This is a genomic window from Paenibacillus sp. J22R98 (assembly GCF_059383835.1).
In genome coordinates this window covers 148,863-171,285 of record NZ_JBXENW010000008.1, presented here as the reverse complement: position 1 = coordinate 171,285, position 22,423 = coordinate 148,863, and the positions used below count along the sequence as shown (strand labels likewise).

15 protein-coding genes are annotated in these 22,423 nt (G+C 49.1%); 13 read left to right on the top strand and 2 right to left on the bottom strand.

From position 1 onward, the window contains the following. Nucleotides 1–43 precede the first annotated feature (43 nt). From AC50Y3_RS21860 to AC50Y3_RS21840, 5 genes are all read left to right on the top strand, one after another. Nucleotides 44–1,510, top strand: coding sequence for an extracellular solute-binding protein (locus AC50Y3_RS21860; RefSeq protein ID WP_494820840.1), 1,467 nt, complete (start codon nt 44–46; stop codon nt 1,508–1,510). Between the two features lie 77 nt (nt 1,511–1,587). Next, on the top strand, nt 1,588–4,605 hold the full coding sequence (locus tag AC50Y3_RS21855) for an alpha-mannosidase (protein ID WP_494820839.1): 3,018 nt from the start codon (nt 1,588–1,590) through the stop codon (nt 4,603–4,605). A 60-nt stretch (nt 4,606–4,665) separates the two neighbouring features. Next, on the top strand, nt 4,666–6,876 hold the full coding sequence (locus tag AC50Y3_RS21850) for a hypothetical protein (protein WP_494820838.1): 2,211 nt from the start codon (nt 4,666–4,668) through the stop codon (nt 6,874–6,876). 281 nt (nt 6,877–7,157) lie between these two features. Beyond that, nucleotides 7,158–9,245, top strand: a complete 2,088-nt coding sequence (locus AC50Y3_RS21845; RefSeq protein ID WP_494820837.1) for a GxGYxYP domain-containing protein — start codon at nt 7,158–7,160, stop codon at nt 9,243–9,245. Nucleotides 9,246–9,427: 182 nt separating this feature from the next. Then, nucleotides 9,428–9,562, top strand: a complete 135-nt coding sequence (locus AC50Y3_RS21840) for a hypothetical protein (protein WP_494820836.1) — start codon at nt 9,428–9,430, stop codon at nt 9,560–9,562. Here the strand turns inward: AC50Y3_RS21840 and AC50Y3_RS21835 are convergent. Then, nucleotides 9,531–9,875, bottom strand: a complete 345-nt coding sequence (locus AC50Y3_RS21835; protein ID WP_494820835.1) for a helix-turn-helix domain-containing protein — start codon at nt 9,873–9,875, stop codon at nt 9,531–9,533. The two genes, AC50Y3_RS21840 and AC50Y3_RS21835, sit on opposite strands and share 32 nt — an antisense overlap. 174 nt (nt 9,876–10,049) lie before the next feature. Here AC50Y3_RS21835 and AC50Y3_RS21830 point away from each other — a divergent pair, with 174 nt between their 5' ends. Beyond that, nucleotides 10,050–10,466, top strand: a complete 417-nt coding sequence (locus AC50Y3_RS21830) for a hypothetical protein (protein ID WP_494820834.1) — start codon at nt 10,050–10,052, stop codon at nt 10,464–10,466. Between the two features lie 75 nt (nt 10,467–10,541). Here AC50Y3_RS21830 and AC50Y3_RS21825 read toward each other — a convergent pair whose 3' ends face one another. Further along, nucleotides 10,542–11,597, bottom strand: coding sequence for a LacI family DNA-binding transcriptional regulator (locus AC50Y3_RS21825; protein WP_494820833.1), 1,056 nt, complete (start codon nt 11,595–11,597; stop codon nt 10,542–10,544). A 397-nt stretch (nt 11,598–11,994) separates the two neighbouring features. On the opposite strand from AC50Y3_RS21825, the gene AC50Y3_RS21820 reads away from it, so the two are divergent. From AC50Y3_RS21820 to AC50Y3_RS21790, 7 genes are all read left to right on the top strand, one after another. Next, nucleotides 11,995–14,607, top strand: a complete 2,613-nt coding sequence (locus AC50Y3_RS21820; protein WP_494820832.1) for a cadherin-like beta sandwich domain-containing protein — start codon at nt 11,995–11,997, stop codon at nt 14,605–14,607. Nucleotides 14,608–14,813: 206 nt separating this feature from the next. Beyond that, nucleotides 14,814–16,562: a sensor histidine kinase gene (locus AC50Y3_RS21815; protein WP_494820831.1), complete on the top strand. Its 1,749-nt coding sequence runs from the start codon at nt 14,814–14,816 to the stop codon at nt 16,560–16,562. After that, complete coding sequence (locus tag AC50Y3_RS21810; protein WP_494820830.1) at nt 16,559–17,332, top strand: response regulator transcription factor; 774 nt, start codon at nt 16,559–16,561, stop codon at nt 17,330–17,332. Before AC50Y3_RS21815 ends, AC50Y3_RS21810 begins: the two co-directional genes overlap by 4 nt. Nucleotides 17,333–17,532: 200 nt before the next feature. Continuing rightward, complete coding sequence (locus AC50Y3_RS21805; RefSeq protein WP_494820829.1) at nt 17,533–19,263, top strand: type 2 periplasmic-binding domain-containing protein; 1,731 nt, start codon at nt 17,533–17,535, stop codon at nt 19,261–19,263. 80 nt (nt 19,264–19,343) lie between these two features. Further along, complete coding sequence (locus AC50Y3_RS21800; RefSeq protein ID WP_494820828.1) at nt 19,344–20,249, top strand: ABC transporter permease; 906 nt, start codon at nt 19,344–19,346, stop codon at nt 20,247–20,249. A gap of 18 nt (nt 20,250–20,267) precedes the next feature. Next, a complete protein-coding gene (locus AC50Y3_RS21795; protein WP_494820827.1) occupies nt 20,268–21,152 on the top strand; it encodes a carbohydrate ABC transporter permease in 885 nt (294 codons plus the stop codon). A gap of 143 nt (nt 21,153–21,295) precedes the next feature. After that, nucleotides 21,296–22,402, top strand: a complete 1,107-nt coding sequence (locus AC50Y3_RS21790) for a glycoside hydrolase family 172 protein (protein ID WP_494820826.1) — start codon at nt 21,296–21,298, stop codon at nt 22,400–22,402. Nucleotides 22,403–22,423 lie beyond the last annotated feature (21 nt).

The following is a 22,423-nucleotide window of genomic DNA, read 5'->3' as shown; positions in this document are numbered from 1 at the left end:
TTTCAGATGTAGCAAATAGTCATCCACAAATGGAGGGGTTCAAGTGAAATTTAAAAAGACCACAGCCTTGATGGGAACAGCGCTATTGATGGTTGCTCTGACGGCGTGCGGCGGGAATAACACTAATACCGCAGCAGAGAATGAGAAACCAAGCAACACAGCAACAACGGAAACAAATGATGCAACGAATGAGGCGGCTAATACAACGGAGAATACGCCCGCTGCTGCAGAACCTGTTACGCTTACTGTATTGAATGAAGGCGCTGTCGGCATTGGCGTGGGCTTAGTGGATGATTTGCTCGTTTCGAAGGAGAAGGAACTGAAAGATGGCGGCACGGATACGAGCTATACTCCGGGCAACCAATTTGAAGGTGCAGCATTCGGTCTTTATTATCAAAAATTCATTAGCACGAAATTGAAAGAAAAAAATATAAGCATCAAAACGGAAGACTGGGGCTGGGGCGAGCCGCTGATCCAGAAAGAAACAGCGGGCTTCCTGGCTAAGAACATTCCGGACATCATCGTCGGTGAAACGCAAATGCCTGGTTTCGCTCAACAAGGATTGCTTGAGGCGTTCCCGGATGATATGGCAGCAGAGATTCGTGAGAAGCTTGCTCCTGCAGCATGGAAACCGATGGAAATCGACGGTAAGATCTACGGATTGGCTTCCCAGCCGGGCGTAAGCAGCTTGTTCTGGAATAAGAAATTGGTGAAAGAAGCGGGCTTGGATCCTGAGAAAGCAATCACGACTTGGGCTGAGCTTGTAGACAACGCGAAGAAAGTAACAGATGCAGGTAAAGGCAAATTCTATGGCGGCGGCGTATATGGCGCTCCTAATTTCGGCGGATACCTTCGTTATGGTGCACTGGTTGCCATCAATGGCGGAACATTTGCTGATGGAAACGGACAACCGACATTCAATTCCCAGGCTAACATTGAAGTGATCGAGCTTCTGAGAGCTTTGAATGCTAACCATCCTGCAGGCTTGATGTTGAACAACAACGAAGGTACATACTTCGATGCTTGGAATAAAGGTCAACTGGCCTACTTGATCGATGGACCGTGGCGCGCGCAAGAATGTAAGAATGTTGGTCTGGAGTGCGGTATGGCGCCGATTCCATTGTCGCCAAACGGCAAGCCGGGTAACGTAACGATCGGAGCTGCTTTCCACTCCGTACCGGTAGATGCTAAGAATAAAGAAGCAGCTTTTGATTACATCAGAGCGATGTACAGCAAAGAAGTGCAACAGCTGATTGCGGATTCCAACACACGCTCGCCGATTCTGAAAGAAATCGCGGAGACGGATGACTACAAAACGAAGCATCCGGAAATGTACCTGCACTATCAAGCGATGATTGGCAACGTTCAAGGTCTTCCAACCTTTGCGAAAGACAACTCGAAGGCTTGGCAAATCTTTGGCGATGCTGCCGTGAAATCGCTCATGACAGACGGCGACATCAAAGCGATTCTGGATGATGCTCAGAAGAAGGCGGAATTGGTAACCAAATAAATAGAAGCAAAGACGAGAGGACTGTTTTTGTCAGTCCTCTTTCTTAATAAACTTACAGGGAATGGGGAGGGACCGTAATGCCCTACGAGACTAAGAAAATAATACTGGAAAAGGCAAAGGGGCTCTTGCCTAGAATACGAAACGCCATCTATGAACCGGTTGCTGCTTTGACCGTTTCAGCATGGGTGACTAAGGAGCCGGTTCCTTATTCAGAACGTACATCCGGCGAATACATGGAAGTGAAGCCGGGCGATAAATGGGGTAACTTATGGGATTGCGCATGGTTTCGTTTCGAAGGCCGCGTACCAGAGAGTGCTTCAGGAAAGAAGGTTGTCCTGCTCATTGATGTGAACGGTGAGCTGTGCTTGGTCGATAACAACGGTTCGCCTTACCAAGGACTTACCAACATTAACTCCGAATTTGATTTCAGCCTCGGCCTGCCGGGAAAACGTGTGGTGGATATTAGTGAATCAGCTGCCGGAGAAACGATCCAATTGTGGGCCGATGCCGGGTGCAATGACTTATTCGGGAAATATCGAAGCGGTACGCTTAAAGAAGCGGATATTGCGATATGCAGCGACGAAACGCGTCGCCTCTATTATGACTATGAAGTGCTGCTGGAGCTGGCGGAGCAAGTGCCTGATGCCAGCGCAAGGAAAGACCGCGTCATTCAGAGCCTATACGAAGCAGCGCTTGTGCTGGAAGTCATTAATGAAGAAACCGTTGCGCGTGCCAGAGCGATTCTAGCCAAGCAGCTTGCCAAGCGCGGGGGAGATCCATCGCTGACTGTCAGTGCGATCGGGCATGCACATATGGATTTGGCATGGCTATGGCCGATTCGGGAGACGATTCGCAAAGGGGCGCGGACATTCTCGACCGTACTTCGCAACATGGAGAAGTATCCCGACTACGTGTTCGGCGCAAGTCAGCCGCAGTTGTATCAATGGATGAAAGAGTATTATCCGACACTCTACGAGCAGATTAAGGCCAGAGTGAAGGAAGGGCGCTGGGAAGTACAAGGCGCGATGTGGGTGGAGCCGGATACGAATATTTCCGGTGGTGAAGCGCTGGTAAGACAGATCCTATATGGAAAGAAATTTTTCCAAGAAGAATTTGGCCAGGAGATGAAGGTGCTGTGGCTGCCGGATGTATTCGGCTATAACGCGAGTCTTCCGCAAATTCTGAAGAAGTCCGGCGTGGACTACATGATGACGCAGAAGCTGTCATGGAGCGTATACAATACGCATCCGCATCATAGCTTTCATTGGGAAGGTATAGATGGCAGCAAAGTGCTTGCCCATCTGCCGCCTGAGGATACGTATAACAGCCCGGGAGCACCGAGATCGCTTGCCAAGATTGAGAGTCAATATCTAGACCGCAACGTTTCCGAGCATGCGTTAATGTTGTTTGGGATCGGCGATGGCGGCGGAGGCCCTGGCGAAGAACACTTGGAACGTTTGGCACGTGAGCATAACCTGCTCGGTTTGCCGCCGGTCGTTCAGGAATCATCGCTATCCTTCTTCGAGAAGCTGGCGCAGGAAGGGCCGCGATTCCAAACCTACCGCGGGGAGCTGTATTTGGAGAAACATCAAGGGACGCTGACGTCGCAAGCGAGAAACAAATGGTATAACCGCAAGATGGAGAAGTCGCTGCGGGAGCTGGAGTTTGCTGCATCCTTGGCGCTGGCACTCGGAGAACAGGCGTATCCGACAGCAGAACTTGATGAGATTTGGAAAGAAGTTTTGTTATATCAATTCCATGATATCCTGCCAGGCTCTTCGATCACGCGCGTGTTCGACGAATCGCTGGCCCGTTATGAAATCCTTCATACTCGAGTAGCAAAGATGATCGAGCAGACCTATGCGAATGTCGCGGGACTGTCCGGCATTGCTGGCGGGCAGGCGATCGTTGTGAATTCGCTGCCGTGGGAACGTGAAGAACTGGTGGAACAGAATGGCGCCCAGTACGCTGTGAAGGTGCCGCCAATGGGCTTTGTCGCACTCTCGGAAGAGCTGCGCAGCACCCCGAACAAACAGTCTCAAGAGCTGCATGCAGATGAAGCTTTGCTCGAGAACCGCAACCTGCGCGTTACTTTTGCATCCGATGGAAGCATTCTATCGATTTATGACAAAGTTGCGGGCAGAGAATCTATTGAAGCCGGCAAGAAAGCTAATGTACTGACCCTCTATCATGACAAAGGCGATGCATGGGATTTCCCGCGAGATTACCGGGATACAGTAGCAGGCACGATGCAGCTTGTAAGCTCCACGGCTTCCATTCAATGCTCGAATGCAGTGCTTGTGCAAACTTATCGGTACGGCGAATCCTCGCTGGAGCAGCGTATCGTACTCGCTGAAGATGGAACGACGATTCGGTTCGAAACGAAGGTAGATTGGCAGGAGTCGGAGAAAATGCTTCGCACTTCCTTCCCGGTCAGCGTGATGTCGGAGCAAGTCAATTGCGAGATTCAATTTGGTTATTTGAAGCGTCCAACAACGCGCAATACGATGGTAGAGTTCGTTAGAGATGAAATTTGCGCTCATCAATATATAGATTTATCGCAGCCTGATTATGGTGTCGCGCTGCTTAGTGACAGCAAGTATGGCTTCAGTGCGGAACGAAATGTGCTGGATATGAATTTGCTGCGCAGCCCGGGCTACCCGGATCCTGCCTGCGACCGCGCTGAGCATCAGTTCGTTTATGCGATCTACCCGCATCAGGGGGATTTCGTGCAGGCGAAAGTATACCGCAAAGGCTATGAATTGAATACGCCGCTTACGGTTGCGAAGTCCGCTGGTGCCGCGACTGCAGCAGGGCGTTCAGATCTGCGTTCCCTGGTTCAAATCGATAATCCGGATGTGATGATCGAGGCGGTGAAGAAAGCGGAGGATAGCGAGCATCTAATTATCCGTTTGTACGAAGCTTCAGGCACACGGGCGCAGGCGAAAGTGAATTTCGGTTTGACTTGTGAGGCGATTGAGGAGACCGATCTGCTGGAGAATCCGATTACATTGTTGCAGGAGATGTCGAGTTCAGTAGTGTTGACCTTCCAGCCTTTTGAGATTAAGACGCTTCGCATAAAGTTGAATGCATAACCAGAAAGGGAAGGGCGAGCCTTCCCTTTTATTTTTACTTTTAGAAGGAGGCATGCAGCCGTGTCCTTGATTTCAAGAGATCGCTTGAGTGAATTAACCGGGTTTCAGGAGGGTGGACCGTACCATCCGTCGTACGATTTGCAGACTGACTTTGTCATGGTGTATGGGATCCGCGGAGACTTGGAGGAACGCATTCGTACGTGGAAGGACAAGGGCTATGTCGTTCATCTGATGACCGGCGTATCTTGGGGCGGTTATCAGCATTATTTGAACGGCGAAGTGGATGGCAGAACACACTGGGATGAAGCGCAGAAGAATCGTAGAAACGAACATATCATTCACGGAACCTCCGAGGATATTCCTTATATGGTGCCAACCATTGCGTATGCGGATTTCCTAACGGAGCAGATTCGCGTTGCGGTTGATGCAGGTGTGGAAGCGATTCATCTGGAGGAACCGGAGTTCTGGGTTGAGGGCGGCTATTCGGACGCTTTTAAACGAGAGTGGGAAATTTACTATCGGGAGCCGTGGCAGCCTCCGCATGCGACGGTAGACGCGCAATATCGGGCCTCGAAGCTGAAAGTGCATCTCTATGCCCGGACGCTGGACCGGATTTGCAATACGCTGAAGGAATATGCGAAGGTCAAGTATGACCGGAATATTCGATTCTATGTGCCGACACATAGTCTAATTAACTATACCCAGTGGCGAATTGTGAGCCCAGAGTCTAAGCTGCTGGAACTGCCGGGCGTTGATGGTTATATTGCGCAAGTATGGACGGGAACGGCTCAGACGCCGAATGTCTATAATGGCGTGCGTAAGGAACGTACCTTCGAGACGGCTTTTCTGGAATATGGCATTATGCAGGAGCTTGTTCGCGGCACGGATCGCCGGATGTGGTTCCTGCATGATCCGATTGCCGATGATCCAAAGCATACGTGGGAGGATTACCGCCAGAACTATATTCGCACCTTGGTTGCCTCACTGCTGCATCCGCATGTAAGTCGTTATGAGGTATGTCCGTGGCCTAGACGAATTTATCAAGGGACTTATCCGAAGCAAGGGGAAGAGGGTCGCGTGAACATTCCGGCAGCGTATGCGACTGAACTGCAGGTTGTGCTTAACTCGCTGGCAGACATGGATCAGCCGGATACGGAATGGCTGACCTCGAATTTGCAAATCGGCGTGCTGCTGGCCGATTCCGCTATGTTCCAGCGCAATCATCCGGACTGGAGTGAAGAAGCGACGGCATTCAAATATGACGGTACGGAAGTGGCCTCGGCGCTAGGCAGCGAGTTTATGGAGCTGCTCGATTGGTCGCCATTCTATGGTTTGACTTTGCCTTTGCTGAAGCACGGTGCGGCTGTGCGGCCCGTACAGCTGGATAACGCAGGAAGATTCGCGGGTTATTTGGATGATTACAAGGCGCTGGTTCTGAGCTATGAGTATATGAAGCCGGAATCAGCCGGTCTTCATAACGTATTGGCGGAATGGGTGAAGGATGGGGGCGCGCTCATCTATGTCGGCGATGGCAGCGACGACTTCCATACGGTTCGTGAATGGTGGAACCAGGGAGCGAAGAAATATGCTTCCCCAATGGAGCATCTATTTACTTGTATGGGCTTGGAAGCCTCCTTGCAGCCCGGCGTCTATTCCGTTGGCCAAGGGAGCTTGGCTTATCTGAATGTTCATCCGGCGCTATGCGCGCTTCATGCCGACGTGGCCGACCAACTGCGTTTGACGGTCAGGGGAGCACTTGCAGCTGCTGGAAGCTCGCAGGCGCAAGGGCAGGAGGCAGCTGCCTCGCAGTGGGAAACGATGAACCGCATGGCGCTGCGCCGTGGTCCTTATGTAGTAGCGGCCGTGCTGGAAGAGTCGGTTGATGCGCAGCCGTTCGTTCTGAGCGGCGCTTATGTGGATTTGCTGAACGCTGACCTGCCTGTGCTTCATGAGGTAACGGTAGAGCCGGGCCAACAAGCGCTGCTCTATGATCTGAGCAGCGCGGGAGAGGGCGTGCAGCTTATTGCCGCGGCATCCCGAATCGATGGAATCGAGGAGCGGGACGGCGGGTTCGCATTCGCGGCTAGAGGACCGGAAGGGATTCAAGCTTCTGCGCGCTTCCGCTGCCCGCGTGAGCCGGAACGGGTTATTCTGGGTGGAGCGGACGGCTCGAAGACGCAAGGGGCTTACGTTTGGGATGAGGGTAGCATGACGTTATTGCTTCGTTATGCTAACAATCCCAGCGGTGTTCAGGTAGAGGTATTGTGGTAGAGGATTAATGGAGTTTGTTTGTTCGATATCGATAAGACCGCAGCCGCCGGCTCGGTCTTTTTTTATTTGTCGAATAGGGTTTGGGAAGTCCTGAATGTAGGGCTAGCTGTTTATTTTTATGGGAAATTTTGTCGAAACGATTGTGTAATCATAAAAGATATATTAAATATATAGATGAGGTTAAAGTTCTGGTTCGCTTCAAGCAGCAGCTGTTAAGGAGGTGTGACTGAAAGCGTCTGGGACAGTTCTATAATTCCATAAATGGAGAGGTGTAAGTAAAAATGATCCGAAAGCTAACCGCAATCAGTCTGGCCTTAGTATGTACGATGACATTCTCATCCGGCACGTTCGCCGATTCTCCACAGGACAAATCTGCGGAGCCTCAGAACGCAGCGAATCCATCTGCGAGTAATCCATCCATCTCTTGGCCGAAGGAGCAAATGCTCCCAAGCTTCAAACAAGCGAAGCAGCTGGATGTTGCTGATATTTATGACGCACCGGGCGACATTAAGCTGTTGTTTAGTACCTTGCAGGGTATTATAAATCGTCAGGAGCCGCGGATCTACCTGCTTGAGAACAAAGAAGAAGGTAAATTCAAATGGCTGAACGATTTGGATGTTAACTACCGTGTCTATGACAGCTACTGGGATATTCTGAAGCGTTATAAAGGCGAAGTCAAAGGCATTATCATTTACGATCCGGCCGTCCCGGATTCGATTAACGTTGCTACTACGTTGGCTGGGCTAAAAGGCGGCGTGGCTGTTAGTCCGGAGCTTGCCGCACAGCTGAAGGCCGCTCCTTATAACCTAAGTGTCATTGAGGATCTGCAAGGGAAATTCAAGGACCGGTTAGATGCTTACACGTGGCAGTATGAGAATCTATGGAAAGATTCCACGCACCGCATGCTGGTCGGACTAAGTCCGGATACAACGGCACGCGTACCGGTGGAACAGCCGGATCGCTTCGAAACGGTTGCTCAGGAACCGACGGAAGAGCGAGATGCGGCGAATCGTAAAGTATATGACCTTGATTTGAGCAAGTATCTGAGCAAGCCGGATGTGTACGTGAAGTTCGGGGATGCTTTCCCGGCTGACGGATGGGGAGCAGCAGTACATGAAGTCACCGTGAAAGCGGATGGTCAAGTCATTGCGCATTTCCTTCCTGGTAAGCCGGAGGAAGAACCATTCCTCTACGATCCGCAAAGCTCGCAAGTTTCGGATGGCAGCGGCGGCCATCGTTTCGCCGATAACGGCCGTTACTTCACGTATAAATTTACACCGCCGGTTGGAACGAAGGAACTGGTAGTGTCCGCAGACATGTGGAACCAATACAAAGTAAGCGCCAGCAATGAGAAGCCGTTCACTTCACTGACGAAGGAGCCGTATGGTTATCTGCGCGACTACGCTGTTGCCAATAAAGCGATGGTGTTCTGGCTCGATTCCAACGTTCCCGAGCAGAAGGCGCTCTTTGAGAAAATCCTCTCCGACGTTAAACCGGGCACCCCTTACTTAGGCTGGTTCAACAATGATGTGGAAGGCGAGTTTAACGGCGTTGAAGTCACTTCCAACCATGGCGTTTATGTCCTGGCGGCAGACTGGTTCAGCAATTTGACGGTGTTCTCCGGTTCCAAACCGAAGGACGTGAAGTCGAAAGCGCCGGCGCCGGTGAAGCTGGAGAACAAAATCTATGTCACCTACACGTTCAGTGAAGGAGACAACCTCCAATATAACCAGCACCGGATGCGTATTCTGTGGGATGACCCAAGCCGCGGCCAAGTGCCGATCAACTGGACATCCAGCCCGCTGTTATACGACGCTGCTCCGGTAATGTTGAACTATTTCCGAAGCACGGCAACAGCGAATGATCAAATTATCGCCGGACCTTCCGGTGCCGGATACTTCTATCCGGACGCTTGGCCGGACAGCTCGTTCGCCGATTTCTTGAAGAGCAGCAAGAAGTATTTGAAACAGACGGGGATGGACATTCCGTATATCCTTAACCGCGTGGACGGACAGAATATCCCGCTCAGTGATGCGAAGAGTACGGCATACCGCAATGAGTACAATCCATCTGGGGTCTTCTTAAGCTGGGGCGATACTTCCGAAGTGCAAATCAGCAATGGACTGCCGGTTTCGACGATTAGAGGAATTAGCGCTGTGAGCGAAGGGAAGAACATTCTTGCCGATGCCAAAGCGAAATGGGATGGCAAATCGCCGCTCTTCATCTCCATTGGCCTGCTGGCTTGGAGTCTGACGCCTACGGACGTTGCTGCCATTACCGACTCTCTCGGACCGGAATATGACGTCGTTTTGGCGGATCAGTATTTCTCGCTCATCCGTCAAGCGAACAAGCTGCCTAGCAAGCCATAACGCAATCACAAAAGGCTTCCCTGCCACGTTTAACCAAAACGTGAGGGGAAGCCTCTTTTATTACCATGTTTTACTAGTTTATGTCAACAACAATCGGCCTATCTGAATCGATGTTCCAAATCTTCCAATTCGATTTATACTAATACTAGAAGAACAGCTGCCAAAGGGGTAAGCCGAAGTTCATGGAAGACGTTCAGCATATCATCGAAGAACTGAAGAAGGAAATACCGGAGTTGCGCGATGTACCGACTGAGGAACTGATTGCGTTCATTCAGAATGCGATCATTATGTTGTTTCTTCGAAAACAAGCTGAATAATCTTCTCCAGCTTCTCTCGGGTACGCTCTCTTGTCAGATCAATATGATAGCGCTGCACGAGGTCCTTAATAATGATCTCCTCTTGCGTAGAAGCCATCGGCGTATGGGCGAATTCTTTGCCTGTCGTTAACCAATCCACGCTAACTTCGAAGAATGCTGCAATATGGGATGTCATATCATGGCCCGGCTCGCGTTTATTCGTCTCGTACATGCCCAACGTGCTTTTCCCGATCGATAGCAGCTTCGAAAACTCCTCTTGCGACAACCCCTTACGATGCCTCAAGTAAGAAAGTCGTTCTCCGAACGTACGCATCCGTTCACCTCCATGACGTCATCCAATCATTTGCTATTATAGCTTACAACCAATGGCCGAGGAAAATCGGACTCGAAAAGCGTCTTTTATTATTTACAATCACGTAATGTGAACATATACTAGTAGCTAAGGTAGCCGCGATATGTGATTGATATGGGAGGTAGAATGCAATAGGTGGTCAACAAGAGCAACGAGAGAACGGACTCCATTTATGTGTACTGCGTCAAAATGGAACCGGTCAACAACCAGGTCATCTGCAGAAATTTGAATCTGGCCACAGAAGTGCTGTATATGGGAGTTACGCCGCAGTTAAGGGGGAAGTCGAGCTATAAAGCTGGAATTCCAATGTTTGTAACGAGGGATGGCGTCTATCTGCAATTAGTCAACGTGGAACACTATAAGCAGGTATTGTCGCCGCTTGGCTATGATTTGTTTCATCCGTCCTGCCTTGTTAATGTACCGCTCGTGGACCGGATTGAGGTTGGTCTATACGGTAATGATGCCTATTTCAAGGGAGCAGCCGGAATAAGCGTACCCATTTCGAAGGCGAAAATTAAGAAATATTCGCATCTGCTGGTTAAGGTGAACTAACGGTTCTTTAGCATGACAAACAAAGGCTTCTCACCCCGCGTTCACTTGAACGCTGGAGGTGAGAAGCCTTTGTAGCTAGTACGACTGTCTCAACGACGACGAGCTCTCGCCAATGACGACCTTGGCCGCTAAGCGAACCGTCTCGAACGCGCGGTCCGGTTTGCTCATGCGGGTGAGCAGCTGCTCTGTTGCCCGCTGGCCAAGCTGGTATTCATCGAGCGCGACGGTCGTAAGGGAGAAGCCGAGAAATTCAGCTTCGCTAATCTGATCAAATCCGGTAACGGCGATATCGCGGGGAACCGTTTTACCGATTTCATGGAGATATTTGATGACATGCAGGGCGATTTTGTCATTCGCACATACGAAGGCAGTCGGCAGCTCCGGCAGCTCTTTCAAAGACCGAGCGATTCCTTCGTAGTTCTGGTAGATCTCCTCGTTCCGGACGGTAAGGCATAGTGATGGCTGAATGGGTAAATTCGTATCGAAATGAGCGCGCTGGAAGCCGAACCAACGCTCCATGAAGCTGCGGCAAGAGAAGATTTCGCCGATGAATCCGATCTCCGTATGGCCGAGCTTCATCAGATGCCGTGTAATCTGATAGATGCTGTCCTCATTCTCCATAAAGACGACGTCTGTCTGCAGGTCGGATAACGGTATATCAGGATGGATATTAATGAACACCTTCGGATGCGGGAGTGCCATCAGCTTCTCGGTATAGGGCTTGTCGAAGCTGCCGGCTACAATAATGCCGGCAATGTCGCTTGCGAGCAGGGCAGGGAGCTCAAGCGCTTCCATATCCTCATTCTTCACAAAGCTAAGCTTCATCTCATAGCCGTTCCGGCTGATCATCTGCTCGACGCCGCTCAGGACATTCAACCAGAAGCCTGTCCCGTGATTAATTTGACTCTTGGTGATGTAGGCGATACTCCGTGCTTTGCCCGCGGTTTCAGCAGCAGAAACTCCGCTAGTAACAGGCTTCAATTTCTTGTATCCCATCGCAATGGCTTGATCGACGATTTTCTTCCTTGTTTCTATGGTAATGCTGGAATGGCCGTTAAGCGCCTTAGATACCGTGTTCCGAGAAAGGCCGAGTGCTAAGGAAATATCGCTGGTTGTAATTTTTCTACTCACGAATAACCATCCTTCAATGTTGAAATCTCTCTCTTTATTGTAAGTTAGCCGCATTTTTTGTCAATAAACAAAATGGTAATTTTGTAACTAAACAAAACATAATCAAGCACTAGCTAAACAAACAATAAATTCGAAAATTGCATATTTACAGAATGAAATTGGATCAACTATAATCGAAATCACCAAAGAGTTGATGAATAAGGTTCAATTTGTAAACTTGAATATTACAAAACTAATAAATTGTAAAGTTTGAGTTGCAACACGGAAACCAATCAACTTTCTATTTTCATAAGATTTGTAAGCGCTTTACGTTAATGAAAGGGGGAGTTCTGGCGGCAATGTCGATGCTTGGCTTTTGGAAATCTACTAAAACTACATTAGTTGGGGTGAATCAAGAATGATAAAGCTTCGTAAGCAGATCGCCTTATTCCTCATCATGTCTATGTTGGCAGCCTTAATCGTCGTACCTGTAAGCGCAGACGCTGCAGCAGATACAGCACAATTCAATTTCGAGACGAACACACAAGGCTTCACAGGAACAACGGGGTCGACGGTAGCTGTCAGCTCCGAGAAGGCATACCAAGGGAATCAATCCTTGAAAATGACGCTTAATGTGACAGGCTCCCAAGGACCATTCGCAAAACTGAGCTCACCTGCAGGACTTACCGCAGGAAGCACCTATGAATTCCATGTTTGGGTACCGGGCGGCGCAGCAATCGCAGGCATCCAGCCTTATATGATGGACAGCACCTGGTCATGGACAGGCAACTTCATACCGTACAGCAATTTGACGAAGGATGCATGGAATACGCTGACACTGACCATTCCTGCAGGAGCTAAGACGCCATTCAATGAGTTCGGCGTTCAAGTGCAATCGAGCGGCGACTTTGCAGGCAGCGTCTATATCGACAGCATCGGTATTCTCGGCGGTACGCCTGTTGAAGTTCCGAATCCTGCAGGCTTAAGCGACCTTCGTGTCAATGGCACAACGGTAGCGGGTTTCACAAGCAAAGACCTTTCTTATATTGCACATGTTCCGAACGGTACAACTTCGGCTGCGGTAACGGCTGCAGCTACTGCTGCTGATGCAACTGTTGCGATTACCGGTGGCAGCAATCTTGCTGTTGGCGAGAATGCGGTTTCGGTAGAGGTAACGGCGAAGGACCTGACCAAACAAACGTATACGATTAAACTGATCCGCGATCTTCCAGCAAGCCAAGGCAATCCTATTACGATCAAAGGCAACAAATTTTACGGCGGTCATAATGAGGAAATTTGGTTTAACGGTGCCAATACCCCGTGGGACAACTGGAATGATTTTGGCGGCGATTTCGATTATGACTTCTGGGACACACACTTCGCACTGCTGCATGCTAACGGCGTGAATGCCTCCCGCGTTTGGATCACTTCAAACGGAGAAGTTGGCATCAACATCGATGCGACAGGGCATGTGTCAGGCGCAACCGCGGCACATTGGAATGACCTGGACAGCTTGTTCTATCTGGCTCAGAAGCATGGCGTTTATATCATGGCAACCCTGCTTTCTTTTGACCATATGAAGAATTCCCATCCGAGCTATGACAGCTGGAGAAAGATGTTGATGAGCGACGCTAACATCGACTCGTATGTTAATAATTACGTGATTCCGTTCACGAATCGTTACAAAAACAACCCTTATCTATGGTCGATCGACTTTATGAATGAGCCGGACTGGGTATTCGAGGAAAGCAAGCTTCCTTGGGAGAATTTGCAGTCTCTCTTCGCGAAAATGAGCGTAGGCGTTCACGCCAACAGCAGCGTGCTTACAACGGTAGGCGTCGCAATGATCAAATACAACAGCGACACCTGTACGGAAGGCTGCCAAGGCAATAAAGTCGGCGATGATGTGTTGATGGCCAAAGCCGGCGGCAATCCGCAGGCGAAGCTGGATTTCTGGGCACCGCATTACTACGACTGGATGGGTCAATATTGGGGTAACCCGATGTACATGACACCGGAGCAGTTCGGATTGTCTGCGGATCGTCCGGCAGTGATTGGCGAGACAGCTGCACTGGGTACGAATGGCCATACATTAACACAGGATTACGCAAGTGCTTTTGCAAATGGTTGGGCGGGCATGATGCCATGGACTTCCAATGGCGTAGACGGACTTGGCGATATTACTAGAGTCGGCCCGGCAGCAAGCAGCTTCTACAATCAACATCCTGACCTTGTGTTCCCATCCGGCATTTCCAAGAACGCGAACCTCAGTGACCTGAAGGTCGATGGTGTCACGGTTGCAGGCTTCAATGCGGATACGCTTTCGTATTCGTTGCAAGTACCTAACACAACAACATCGGTCGCGGTAACAGCGACAGCTGATCCATATGCAACGGTTGCCGTAAATGGCGGCTCGGCTCTTGCTGTTGGCAACAACACAGCATCGGTAACGGTAACGGCAGAGAACGGCAGCAGCAAGGTATACACGCTGACAATTACTCGGGCCAAGTCAAATAATACTGAACTTAGTGAATTGAAAATTAACGGACAATCGCTGATCACTTTAGTACCCGGTAAGCTTACGTACTCCGTAACCGTGCCGAACAGCATGATTGTGGTGTATGTAAGTGCGAAAGCGGCAAGCGAGAAAGCCAAAGTTTCCGTCGATCCTGCTTTGTCGCTTGTCATCGGAAGCAATCAAGTAAACGTACAGGTAACGGCTGAGGACGGAACGAAGCAAACCTACACGATTATGATCAACCGTGCCAAATCCGGCAATGCGAATTTAATCGGCTTGTTCGTCGACGGAAAGTCGGTGCCGAGCTTCACACCGGACAACCAAGCTTATCAAGTGAAGGTACCTCGCGGCCAGAAGTCAGTGCTTGTGACTGCAATTGCAGCAGACTGGAATGCTAAAGCAACGATCACGGGCGGCAGCAATTTGGTTGTTGGGAACAACACGGTGTCCGTTACTGTGACAGCACAGGACGGAACGAAGAAAACCTACACCATCACAGTCGTTCGCGGCTAAACCAACATAACGGAAATCACTTCCAATCGGAGGCTGGTCCTTAGTCCATTGACTAAGGCCAGCCTTGCTTCGTAGGCGGGAGTGCAGAAATATGTAAGATAATGAAAGATTATGATGTATTATGGCGGATTGACGGTTCCCTTTAACATTCCTTACAATAATAACAATCAATGGAAACCATTCATCAGGAGCGGGGGAACCACAAATTGCTGCCGAAATCGTCGTACTCTCTTAAGAACAGGGCGTATTTTTTCCTAATCCTTAGCTCGATCATTCCGTTAACGCTAATCGGCTATATCTCCTATGTATCTATGATTTCACTCTTAAACACGAATATCGATGACGGTATTCACAGCAATATGAAACAGTTCCAAATTAGCGTCGACCATGTATTCTCGAATCTAGAAGATTCAGCGCTCCAGCTTGCGATGTATAACGGGCGAGTGGCTGACGATATTGAAACTTTTATCGATACGAAAGATATTTTGACCAAATACGAGAAGAAGAAAGCGGTTATAGAGAGCATCTCGCTCATAAATGCCGCGAAACCGGATCTTGGGCTCATTTTCTTCTATTATGCCAATAAGAATCAGGTCATGTTCGAGAATCAGAGCGTGTCTGAGGGGTTTAGCCTAGAGCTGCTGCCCAAGCTTGCGGATGGCATTAATGCCACTTTCTATGGGCCTCATATGACCGTAAAGTCTACGAAGGATATGCAGGTTTTCTCGATCGCGCGAAAGGTGAACCTCATCGAGGGAGCTGATTTATACGTTTATGTCGAGACCGGCATTAAGCTGTTTGAGGATCTTCTGAAATCGCAGCGGTATAAGCTCGATGTAGCCTCGATTCTGCTGAACGATCAAGGGCAAGTGATGTACAGTCAGCGGCCGGAAGACTTTGCAATTGGTGAGCGAATCGATGTCAAGAAACTCAGCAGCACAAGCAAATCGGATGCGATCAAGAAAGGCTACTATGTTTTCTCGCAGAAAGGCGAGCAGGGATGGTACATTCTCTCCGCGGTGAAGACGAAAGCCTACAGTGCAGATGTGAAGAAATGGATCGGCAAATTCGCGCTGTTCGCCGTACTGTCCATTGTCATCAGTTTGTTTCTGGGACTCTCCATATGGAGAATTGTCTCGCGGCCGCTGCGGACCATTAACAGAGAAATTATTTTGCTGGCGCATAACAAATTTAATTCCAAGGTGAAGATGACCGGAATTCTCGAGTTTGATAGTTTGCTAGAGCAGTTTAACGATATGAAAATCAAAATTTCGGACTTGTTCAAGGAGCTGGAAGAGAAGGAGCGTAAGAAGCGGGTCATCGAGGTGGAGAAAATTTTGCACCAGATTAATCCTCATTTCCTGCATAATACGCTGAACACGGTCCAGTGGCTGGCAAGAATGAACGGGCAGGACGAGATTGACCGTTTGGTCGCGCTCTTTACGAGAGTGCTTCACTATAATCTGGGCAAGGAAGGCGGGATCGTCTCCTTAAACGAGGAAGTGGAGGCGCTTCAGAACTATGTGGATTTGCAGCGCATTCGGTATGCCTATCATTTTGACGTCCAAATTGTCGTAGATCCTACGCTTGGCGATGTCAGTATTCCGCGCTTTATTATGCAGCCGATCGTGGAGAATGCCATCTATCATGGTCTCAAGGATGAAAGCGGCTCTATTAAGATTGCTGTCTATGAGCAGGACAAGCAATTGATTATTACCGTCGAAGACAGCGGAGAAGGGATGACTGATGCGGACATTGCGCGAATGATGGAGCCGCAATCCGAGGAACACAAGAAGGTTGGCATGGGAATCGGGCTCAGCTATGTCAAATACATGCTTGAAGTGAATTACGGGCAAGAGGCTGAAATGGACATCAAGGGCGAGAAGGGTGTAGGGACCGTATTCAAGCTCCGTCTACCCATCAACCGCAGAGAGCATAAGGAGGAATTACAATGATCAGAACTTTAATCGTAGACGATGAAATCTATGTGAGAAAAGGGCTCATTTCCGTACTTCCGTGGGAGAAATTCAGCTTTAAGATCGTTGGCGACGTCAGCAGCGGGGACAAAGCGCTTGAGTTCCTCAAAGGCAATGGCGTCGATGTCATGTTCATGGATCTGACGATGCCGGGGATGTCCGGGTTCGAGCTCATGAAGGAGACGCGAAACAGCTTCCCCGATCTGAAGGTGGTCGTGCTGACCTGTCATCAAGACTTTGAATTCATACAAGAGACGATGCGCCTGGGCGCTATTGATTATATTGTGAAAACACAGCTGAAGAAGGAGAAACTCGAGGATGTGCTGGAGCGAATCGAGAGCCGCATCCGGCGCGAGAACAAAGACCGGAGCGGGAGTGAGTATGCGCCGATCTTCAAGAACGAGCAAGGGAAACGCTACTCCGAGGAAGTGGTCTCCTGCATTAATAATGCGGTCAAATTCATGAACGAGCATTTATTCCATGGCATTAACCAAGAAGAGGTCGCCAAGGCCGTCAATATGAGCAGAGGGTATTTCAGCCTGTGCTTCAAGGATATCGTGGGTACCCCATTCAGTGATTACTTGAAAAACTTGAAAATCCAATCCGCCGAGTCGCTGCTGCGCAAAACGAGCAAACCGGTCTACTTGATCGCGGATCAGCTCGGCTTCCAAGATGAGAAGTATTTCAGCAAGCTGTTTCGTGAGCATTGCGGCATGACGCCTACGGAGTTCCGGGAACGGAACCGGTAGTGCCGAATTTACAATTTAAGCGCTTTCAACAACAAGGGAAGATTATGCTGAAAAGGTATGAAATTTGTTATGGAAACGTGTACATTTGATAACCGGATTCCCAGTTGCTGATGATGATTGTCTATCTCGTCCTTCCGCAATTCAGGCTTACTATAGAGATACGCAATACAACAAATTCACAGAGGTCAAGGGGGATTCAAGTGAACAAAAAAGTAAAGGCAGCAGCATCGATTTCACTGATCGCGGCATTAATGTTGACTAGCGCAGCATGCGGTAATTCGAACAACGCAAGCGAGAACGGCAGCACTGCAGCAACAAACAATGCGGCAGCAACGAATGACGCAGGTGCAACGAACGCGGCAGCAGAAAACACTGCGCCTGCCGAGAAGCCTGATCCGTTTGCCAAGATGGACGAGTTGGTTGAATTCACTACAGGGATCTCGATTTCCGCAGAAGCAAAACCGCCTGCCGGAGAGAGCTTTGAGAATAACGATGTACAGAAATGGTTCGAGCAGAATTTGAATGTAAAGCCGAAGATGGCTTGGTCGACAAGTGACCAGAACTTTGCTTTCGAGCAAAAGGTCAGCTTGCTGATTGCCGCTAATAACATTCCGGACGTGCTCTCGATCAGCGTAGATCCGAATGGTCTGAGCATCTTGAAGAAACTGATTAAAGCAGACATGATCGAGGATCTGTCTAAGGTATATGAAGATTATGCATCGCCATTCCTGAAAGAAAGCATTGCACTAGGTGGACCGGATGCATTGAACTCGGTTTCCTCCGACGGTAAGCTGTATGCGATTCCTTCGATCGCAGACGTTGAAACGGCTATCCCGGTCATTTGGACACGTAAGGATTGGCTGGATCAAGTAGGGCTTCCTGAGCCGCAAACGCTTGATGATGTAGAGACAGCGCTTAAAGCGTTCAAAGACAAATTCGGTGCAGGCGTGCTTCCTGCCCAACAAAATATTTACGGCGCAGACACGAACTCCTTCGACTTCGTATTCGGAGCGTATAACTCCTATCCCGGTCAATGGATCAAAACAGCTGACGGCAGCGTAGGTTATGGTTCCGTTCAGCCGGAAATGAAAGGCGCACTGGAAAGACTGGCAAAATGGTATAAAGAAGGCATGATTGCACCTGATTTCATCATGAATGACAGCAACAAATCCGTTGAGCAGATCGCCAAAGGCAAAGCCGGCGTGTTCGAAGGCGCTTGGTGGTCCACATGGTATCCGCTTCCGGACTCCATTAAGAACGATCACAATGCAAACTGGCAGGCGACTGTACTTAAAGGTGTAGACGGCGTTGCTCATGCTAAAGGCTACGGTGCAGTTAGATCGTTTGTTGTCGTGAAGAAAGGCTTCAGCCATCCGGAAGCGATTATGAAATTGCTGAACTATGCACAAGAAGCAAACACGAAACATCTGGATTGGTACAACAAGCTTACAATTGACGAAGGCGCTAAATACTTGAATGCCAAAATGCCTTTGCTTCCAGTCAGCGTAAGCGCGAAGGATCCGCATGAAATCACAGTGCGTTACAAAGCGATTCAAGATGTACTTAACGGCACAACGCCTATGGACAAAGCAGATCCAGAGTCGAAAGCACAAGCAACGGCAATTCAGAATTATGAGAAAGCAACAGACAAGTTTGCAGATCTGGGATTGTGGAGCCTTGCTAACCAATTCGCGGTCGGCGCAGCAGGTCTGGTGAAGAACCCGGTTCAACAAACGCTTCCGGCTTTTATCGGTTCGACAGATTTGATGCAGAAGAAGAAAGCCTCGATGGATGACCTGGAGAAGAAGACCTTCCTTGAAATCATCACAGGCAAGAAGTCGATTGACGAGTTCGATAACTTCGTGAAGCTCTGGAATGACATGGGCGGTAAAGACATCACGGCTGAAGTGAATGATATCGTAGGCAAATAATTCAGATTATCACTCTTTAACAAGTGCTGAGCTGACCCCAGCCTCAGCACTTGTTTTATCCGAATTGAGGTGGAATGATGTTGAAGACGAACAGAGTGCGTAGCAAGGAAGCCATCCACTATCACTTCATGTTGTTTCCGAGTATTATCCTATTGGCTATTTTCAGCATTTACCCTACGCTTGGATCCATTATGGCTTTCAAATATTTTGATCCGATTGCGGGCATATGGGGATCGCCCTGGGCGGGGCTGGACCATTTCAAAATGCTGTTTCAAATACCGGAGTTTAAACAAATTACCATTAATACCATTACGATCTCGGTGATCAAAATCATTCTGAATATTTCCTGCGCACTGGCTTTCGCTTTGCTGCTGCACGAAATTAAGAAGAAGTGGTTCAAGAGATCGGTGCAGACGATCGTCTATCTGCCGTTCTTTCTATCGTGGGTTATTATGGCTGGTATTTTCAAAGACTTCTTCTCCATCGACGGATTAATTAACGGCTTGGTTCACAAAATATCCGGCGGCGAGCCGACGATGTTCTTCAACAACAACACTTGGTTTATGATCATCATTTATTTAACGGATGTGTGGAAGGGCTTCGGATTTAATGCCATCGTATTCTTGGCGGCACTCACGGCCATTAATCCGAACTTGTATGAGGCTGCTGATGTAGATGGCGCTTCAAGATGGGCGAAGTTAGTTAATATTACGCTGCCGAGTATCAAAGGTACGGTTATCCTCATTCTGATCCTGAGTCTTCAAGGCATCCTTAGCGGAGGATTCGATCAAATCTTCAACCTGTATAATCCGCTTGTCTATCAAGTGGCTGATATTTACGACACGTACATTTACCGAATGGGTTTCCAGAGCAATCAATATGAATTTGCTACTGCAGTAGGGCTGTTCCGATCGGCAGTTGCCTTTATATTTATTCTAATCTCGCAATGGCTGGCAGAAAAATACGGCGAATATAAGGTGTTCTAGACGATTGGGGTGAAACAGATGGGTATTCGATTAACGAAAAGCGATATTATCACCAACACGATCATATACGGTATTCTGACCTTGTTGGCCGTCATTACACTTGTTCCGCTGCTCAACATACTAGCCATTTCATTGAGCGACAGCGCCAAAGCGACGGCAGGTCTTGTTACCATTTATCCGCTCGGTCTGAGCTGGAAAACGTACTCGACAATATTCCAAGATCACGCGATTCTAACTGCGGCCGGCGTATCGGTCAAACGGGTTATTCTTGCTTTGATTATTAATATGGTGCTGGTAGTTCTGGCTGCTTACCCGCTGTCCAGAAGTAAGAAGGCATTCCGCTCCAGAGGCATCTACATGTGGATCATTATCGGAACGATGCTGTTTGGACCGAGTGTGGTACCGATGTTCTTCACCGTGAAGGATATGCATATGCTTGGTACGATCTGGGCGCTTGTCATTCCCGGTGCAGTCGGACAATTCAATATCATCCTCATGCTCAACTATTTCCGTAACATCCCTTCAGAGCTTGAAGAATCCGCGAGTATAGATGGAGCGGGGCCTTGGCGCCGGTTGCTGCAAATCTATGTTCCGCTGTCGATGCCGATTATGGCGACCATTGCACTCTTCGTCGTCGTAGGGAACTGGAACGCTTACTATGATGGACTGATCTACTCGATGCAAACCAGTGATTTCCCTCTGCAAACGTATATCCAACAGCTTGTCGTTAAGTTCGATACGACTGTTCGCGATGTTGAGCAGATTAAGAGCATGGCTTCGGTATCCAATCGAAGCTTGACGGCAGCGAAGCTGGTCGTCACGATGATTCCGATTCTGGTTGTGTATCCGTTCATGCAGAAGTACTTCATTAGCGGTATTATGCTTGGTTCGGTGAAAGAGTAATTCGTAAGGAAGGAGAGGCCTCGAAGCGTGTTCGTTGAACCGATTCGGGGTCTTTTTTATTTTACTAGACAACTCCGTATTAATAGTGGCATTAATAGGTAGAGGAACAATAAAATCCCTGAATAGATGGAGGTAGCTGCAGCATGTTGTATGAGTTGAAGAACATAGAGAGCCGTGCATTTACATCGGAAAATAAGACAGGGGCAGTTGGCGCTGGCGGACAATCGCAGAATGGCCGGAAAGGTTCGCCGTGTATCGAAGGCTTCCGTAAAGGTGAGACGATCGAACTGGTTAATTGCGATGGGCCGGGTATGATTCGGCATATATGGATCACGCTTCCGCCGGGCAATGTCGATCATATGCGTAATGTCATTATTCGGATGTATTGGGACGGTCAGACGCATCCGAGCGTGGAAGCGCCGATCGGGGATTTCTTTGGTGTGGCACATGGCCGGCAGAAGGTGATGTTATCCGACTGCGTCACCATGCAGAGCGGGAAAGGGCTGAACTGCTGGATTCCGATGCCCTTCAAGAAGAAGGCGATCGTCACAATCGAGAACGACTCCGGCTCCGATGTCTCTCATTTGTTCTATCAATTCGATGTCACTCGCGGCGATGAGCTGAACGATTCGACCGGGTATTTTCATGCACAGTTTAGACGCAGTAATCCATGTCCGATGCACGAGGATTTCGTCATCGCGGATAACATTAAAGGGCAGGGCGTTTACCTCGGAACGACGATTGGCGTACGCAGCATCTATCGGGATTGCTGGTGGGGCGAAGGGGAAGTGAAATTCTATATCGATGGCGATTCGGACTATCCAACCATCTGCGGAACAGGCGCCGAGGATTATATGGGCTCGGCTTGGGGACTCGATGAGGTGCTGACACCGTATCAAGGTGCACCTTTGGTTGATCATGACAATGGTCTCTATTCCATCTATCGTTTCCATGTTCGCGATCCGATCTATTTCCAAGACAGCTTGAAAGTTACGGTGCAGCAAATCGGCTATGGCTCAAGTAGCCAAGCGCAGGCGTATTTGGGAGATGACTTTACGAAGTATCGGGCGGCGGGAAGCGAGCCGGATGCGGAGGATTGTTATTTTGAGCTGAGCGATGATTATTGTGCGGTCGCCTACTGGTATCAGTCGCTGCCTTCGCAGCCGTTTGCCAGCTTTCCGGATAGGGATGATCGAATTAAAGATTTGCTTCATGGTAAAACAGAAGGCCCGAAACGCAGTGACGTATAATCCCAATAGAATCCGTACACA

Bases quoted from the DNA above. Each gene is read 5' to 3' on its own strand.
- AC50Y3_RS21855 (WP_494820839.1), top strand. From the start codon at position 1,588: ATGCCCTACGAGACTAAGAAAATAATACTGGAAAAGGCAAAGGGGCTC.
- AC50Y3_RS21845 (WP_494820837.1), top strand. From the start codon at position 7,158: ATGATCCGAAAGCTAACCGCAATCAGTCTGGCCTTAGTATGTACGATG.
- AC50Y3_RS21840 (WP_494820836.1), top strand. From the start codon at position 9,428: ATGGAAGACGTTCAGCATATCATCGAAGAACTGAAGAAGGAAATACCG.
- AC50Y3_RS21835 (WP_494820835.1), bottom strand. From the start codon at position 9,875: ATGCGTACGTTCGGAGAACGACTTTCTTACTTGAGGCATCGTAAGGGG.
- AC50Y3_RS21820 (WP_494820832.1), top strand. From the start codon at position 11,995: ATGATAAAGCTTCGTAAGCAGATCGCCTTATTCCTCATCATGTCTATG.
- AC50Y3_RS21810 (WP_494820830.1), top strand. From the start codon at position 16,559: ATGATCAGAACTTTAATCGTAGACGATGAAATCTATGTGAGAAAAGGG.
- AC50Y3_RS21795 (WP_494820827.1), top strand. From the start codon at position 20,268: ATGGGTATTCGATTAACGAAAAGCGATATTATCACCAACACGATCATA.
- AC50Y3_RS21790 (WP_494820826.1), top strand. From the start codon at position 21,296: ATGTTGTATGAGTTGAAGAACATAGAGAGCCGTGCATTTACATCGGAA.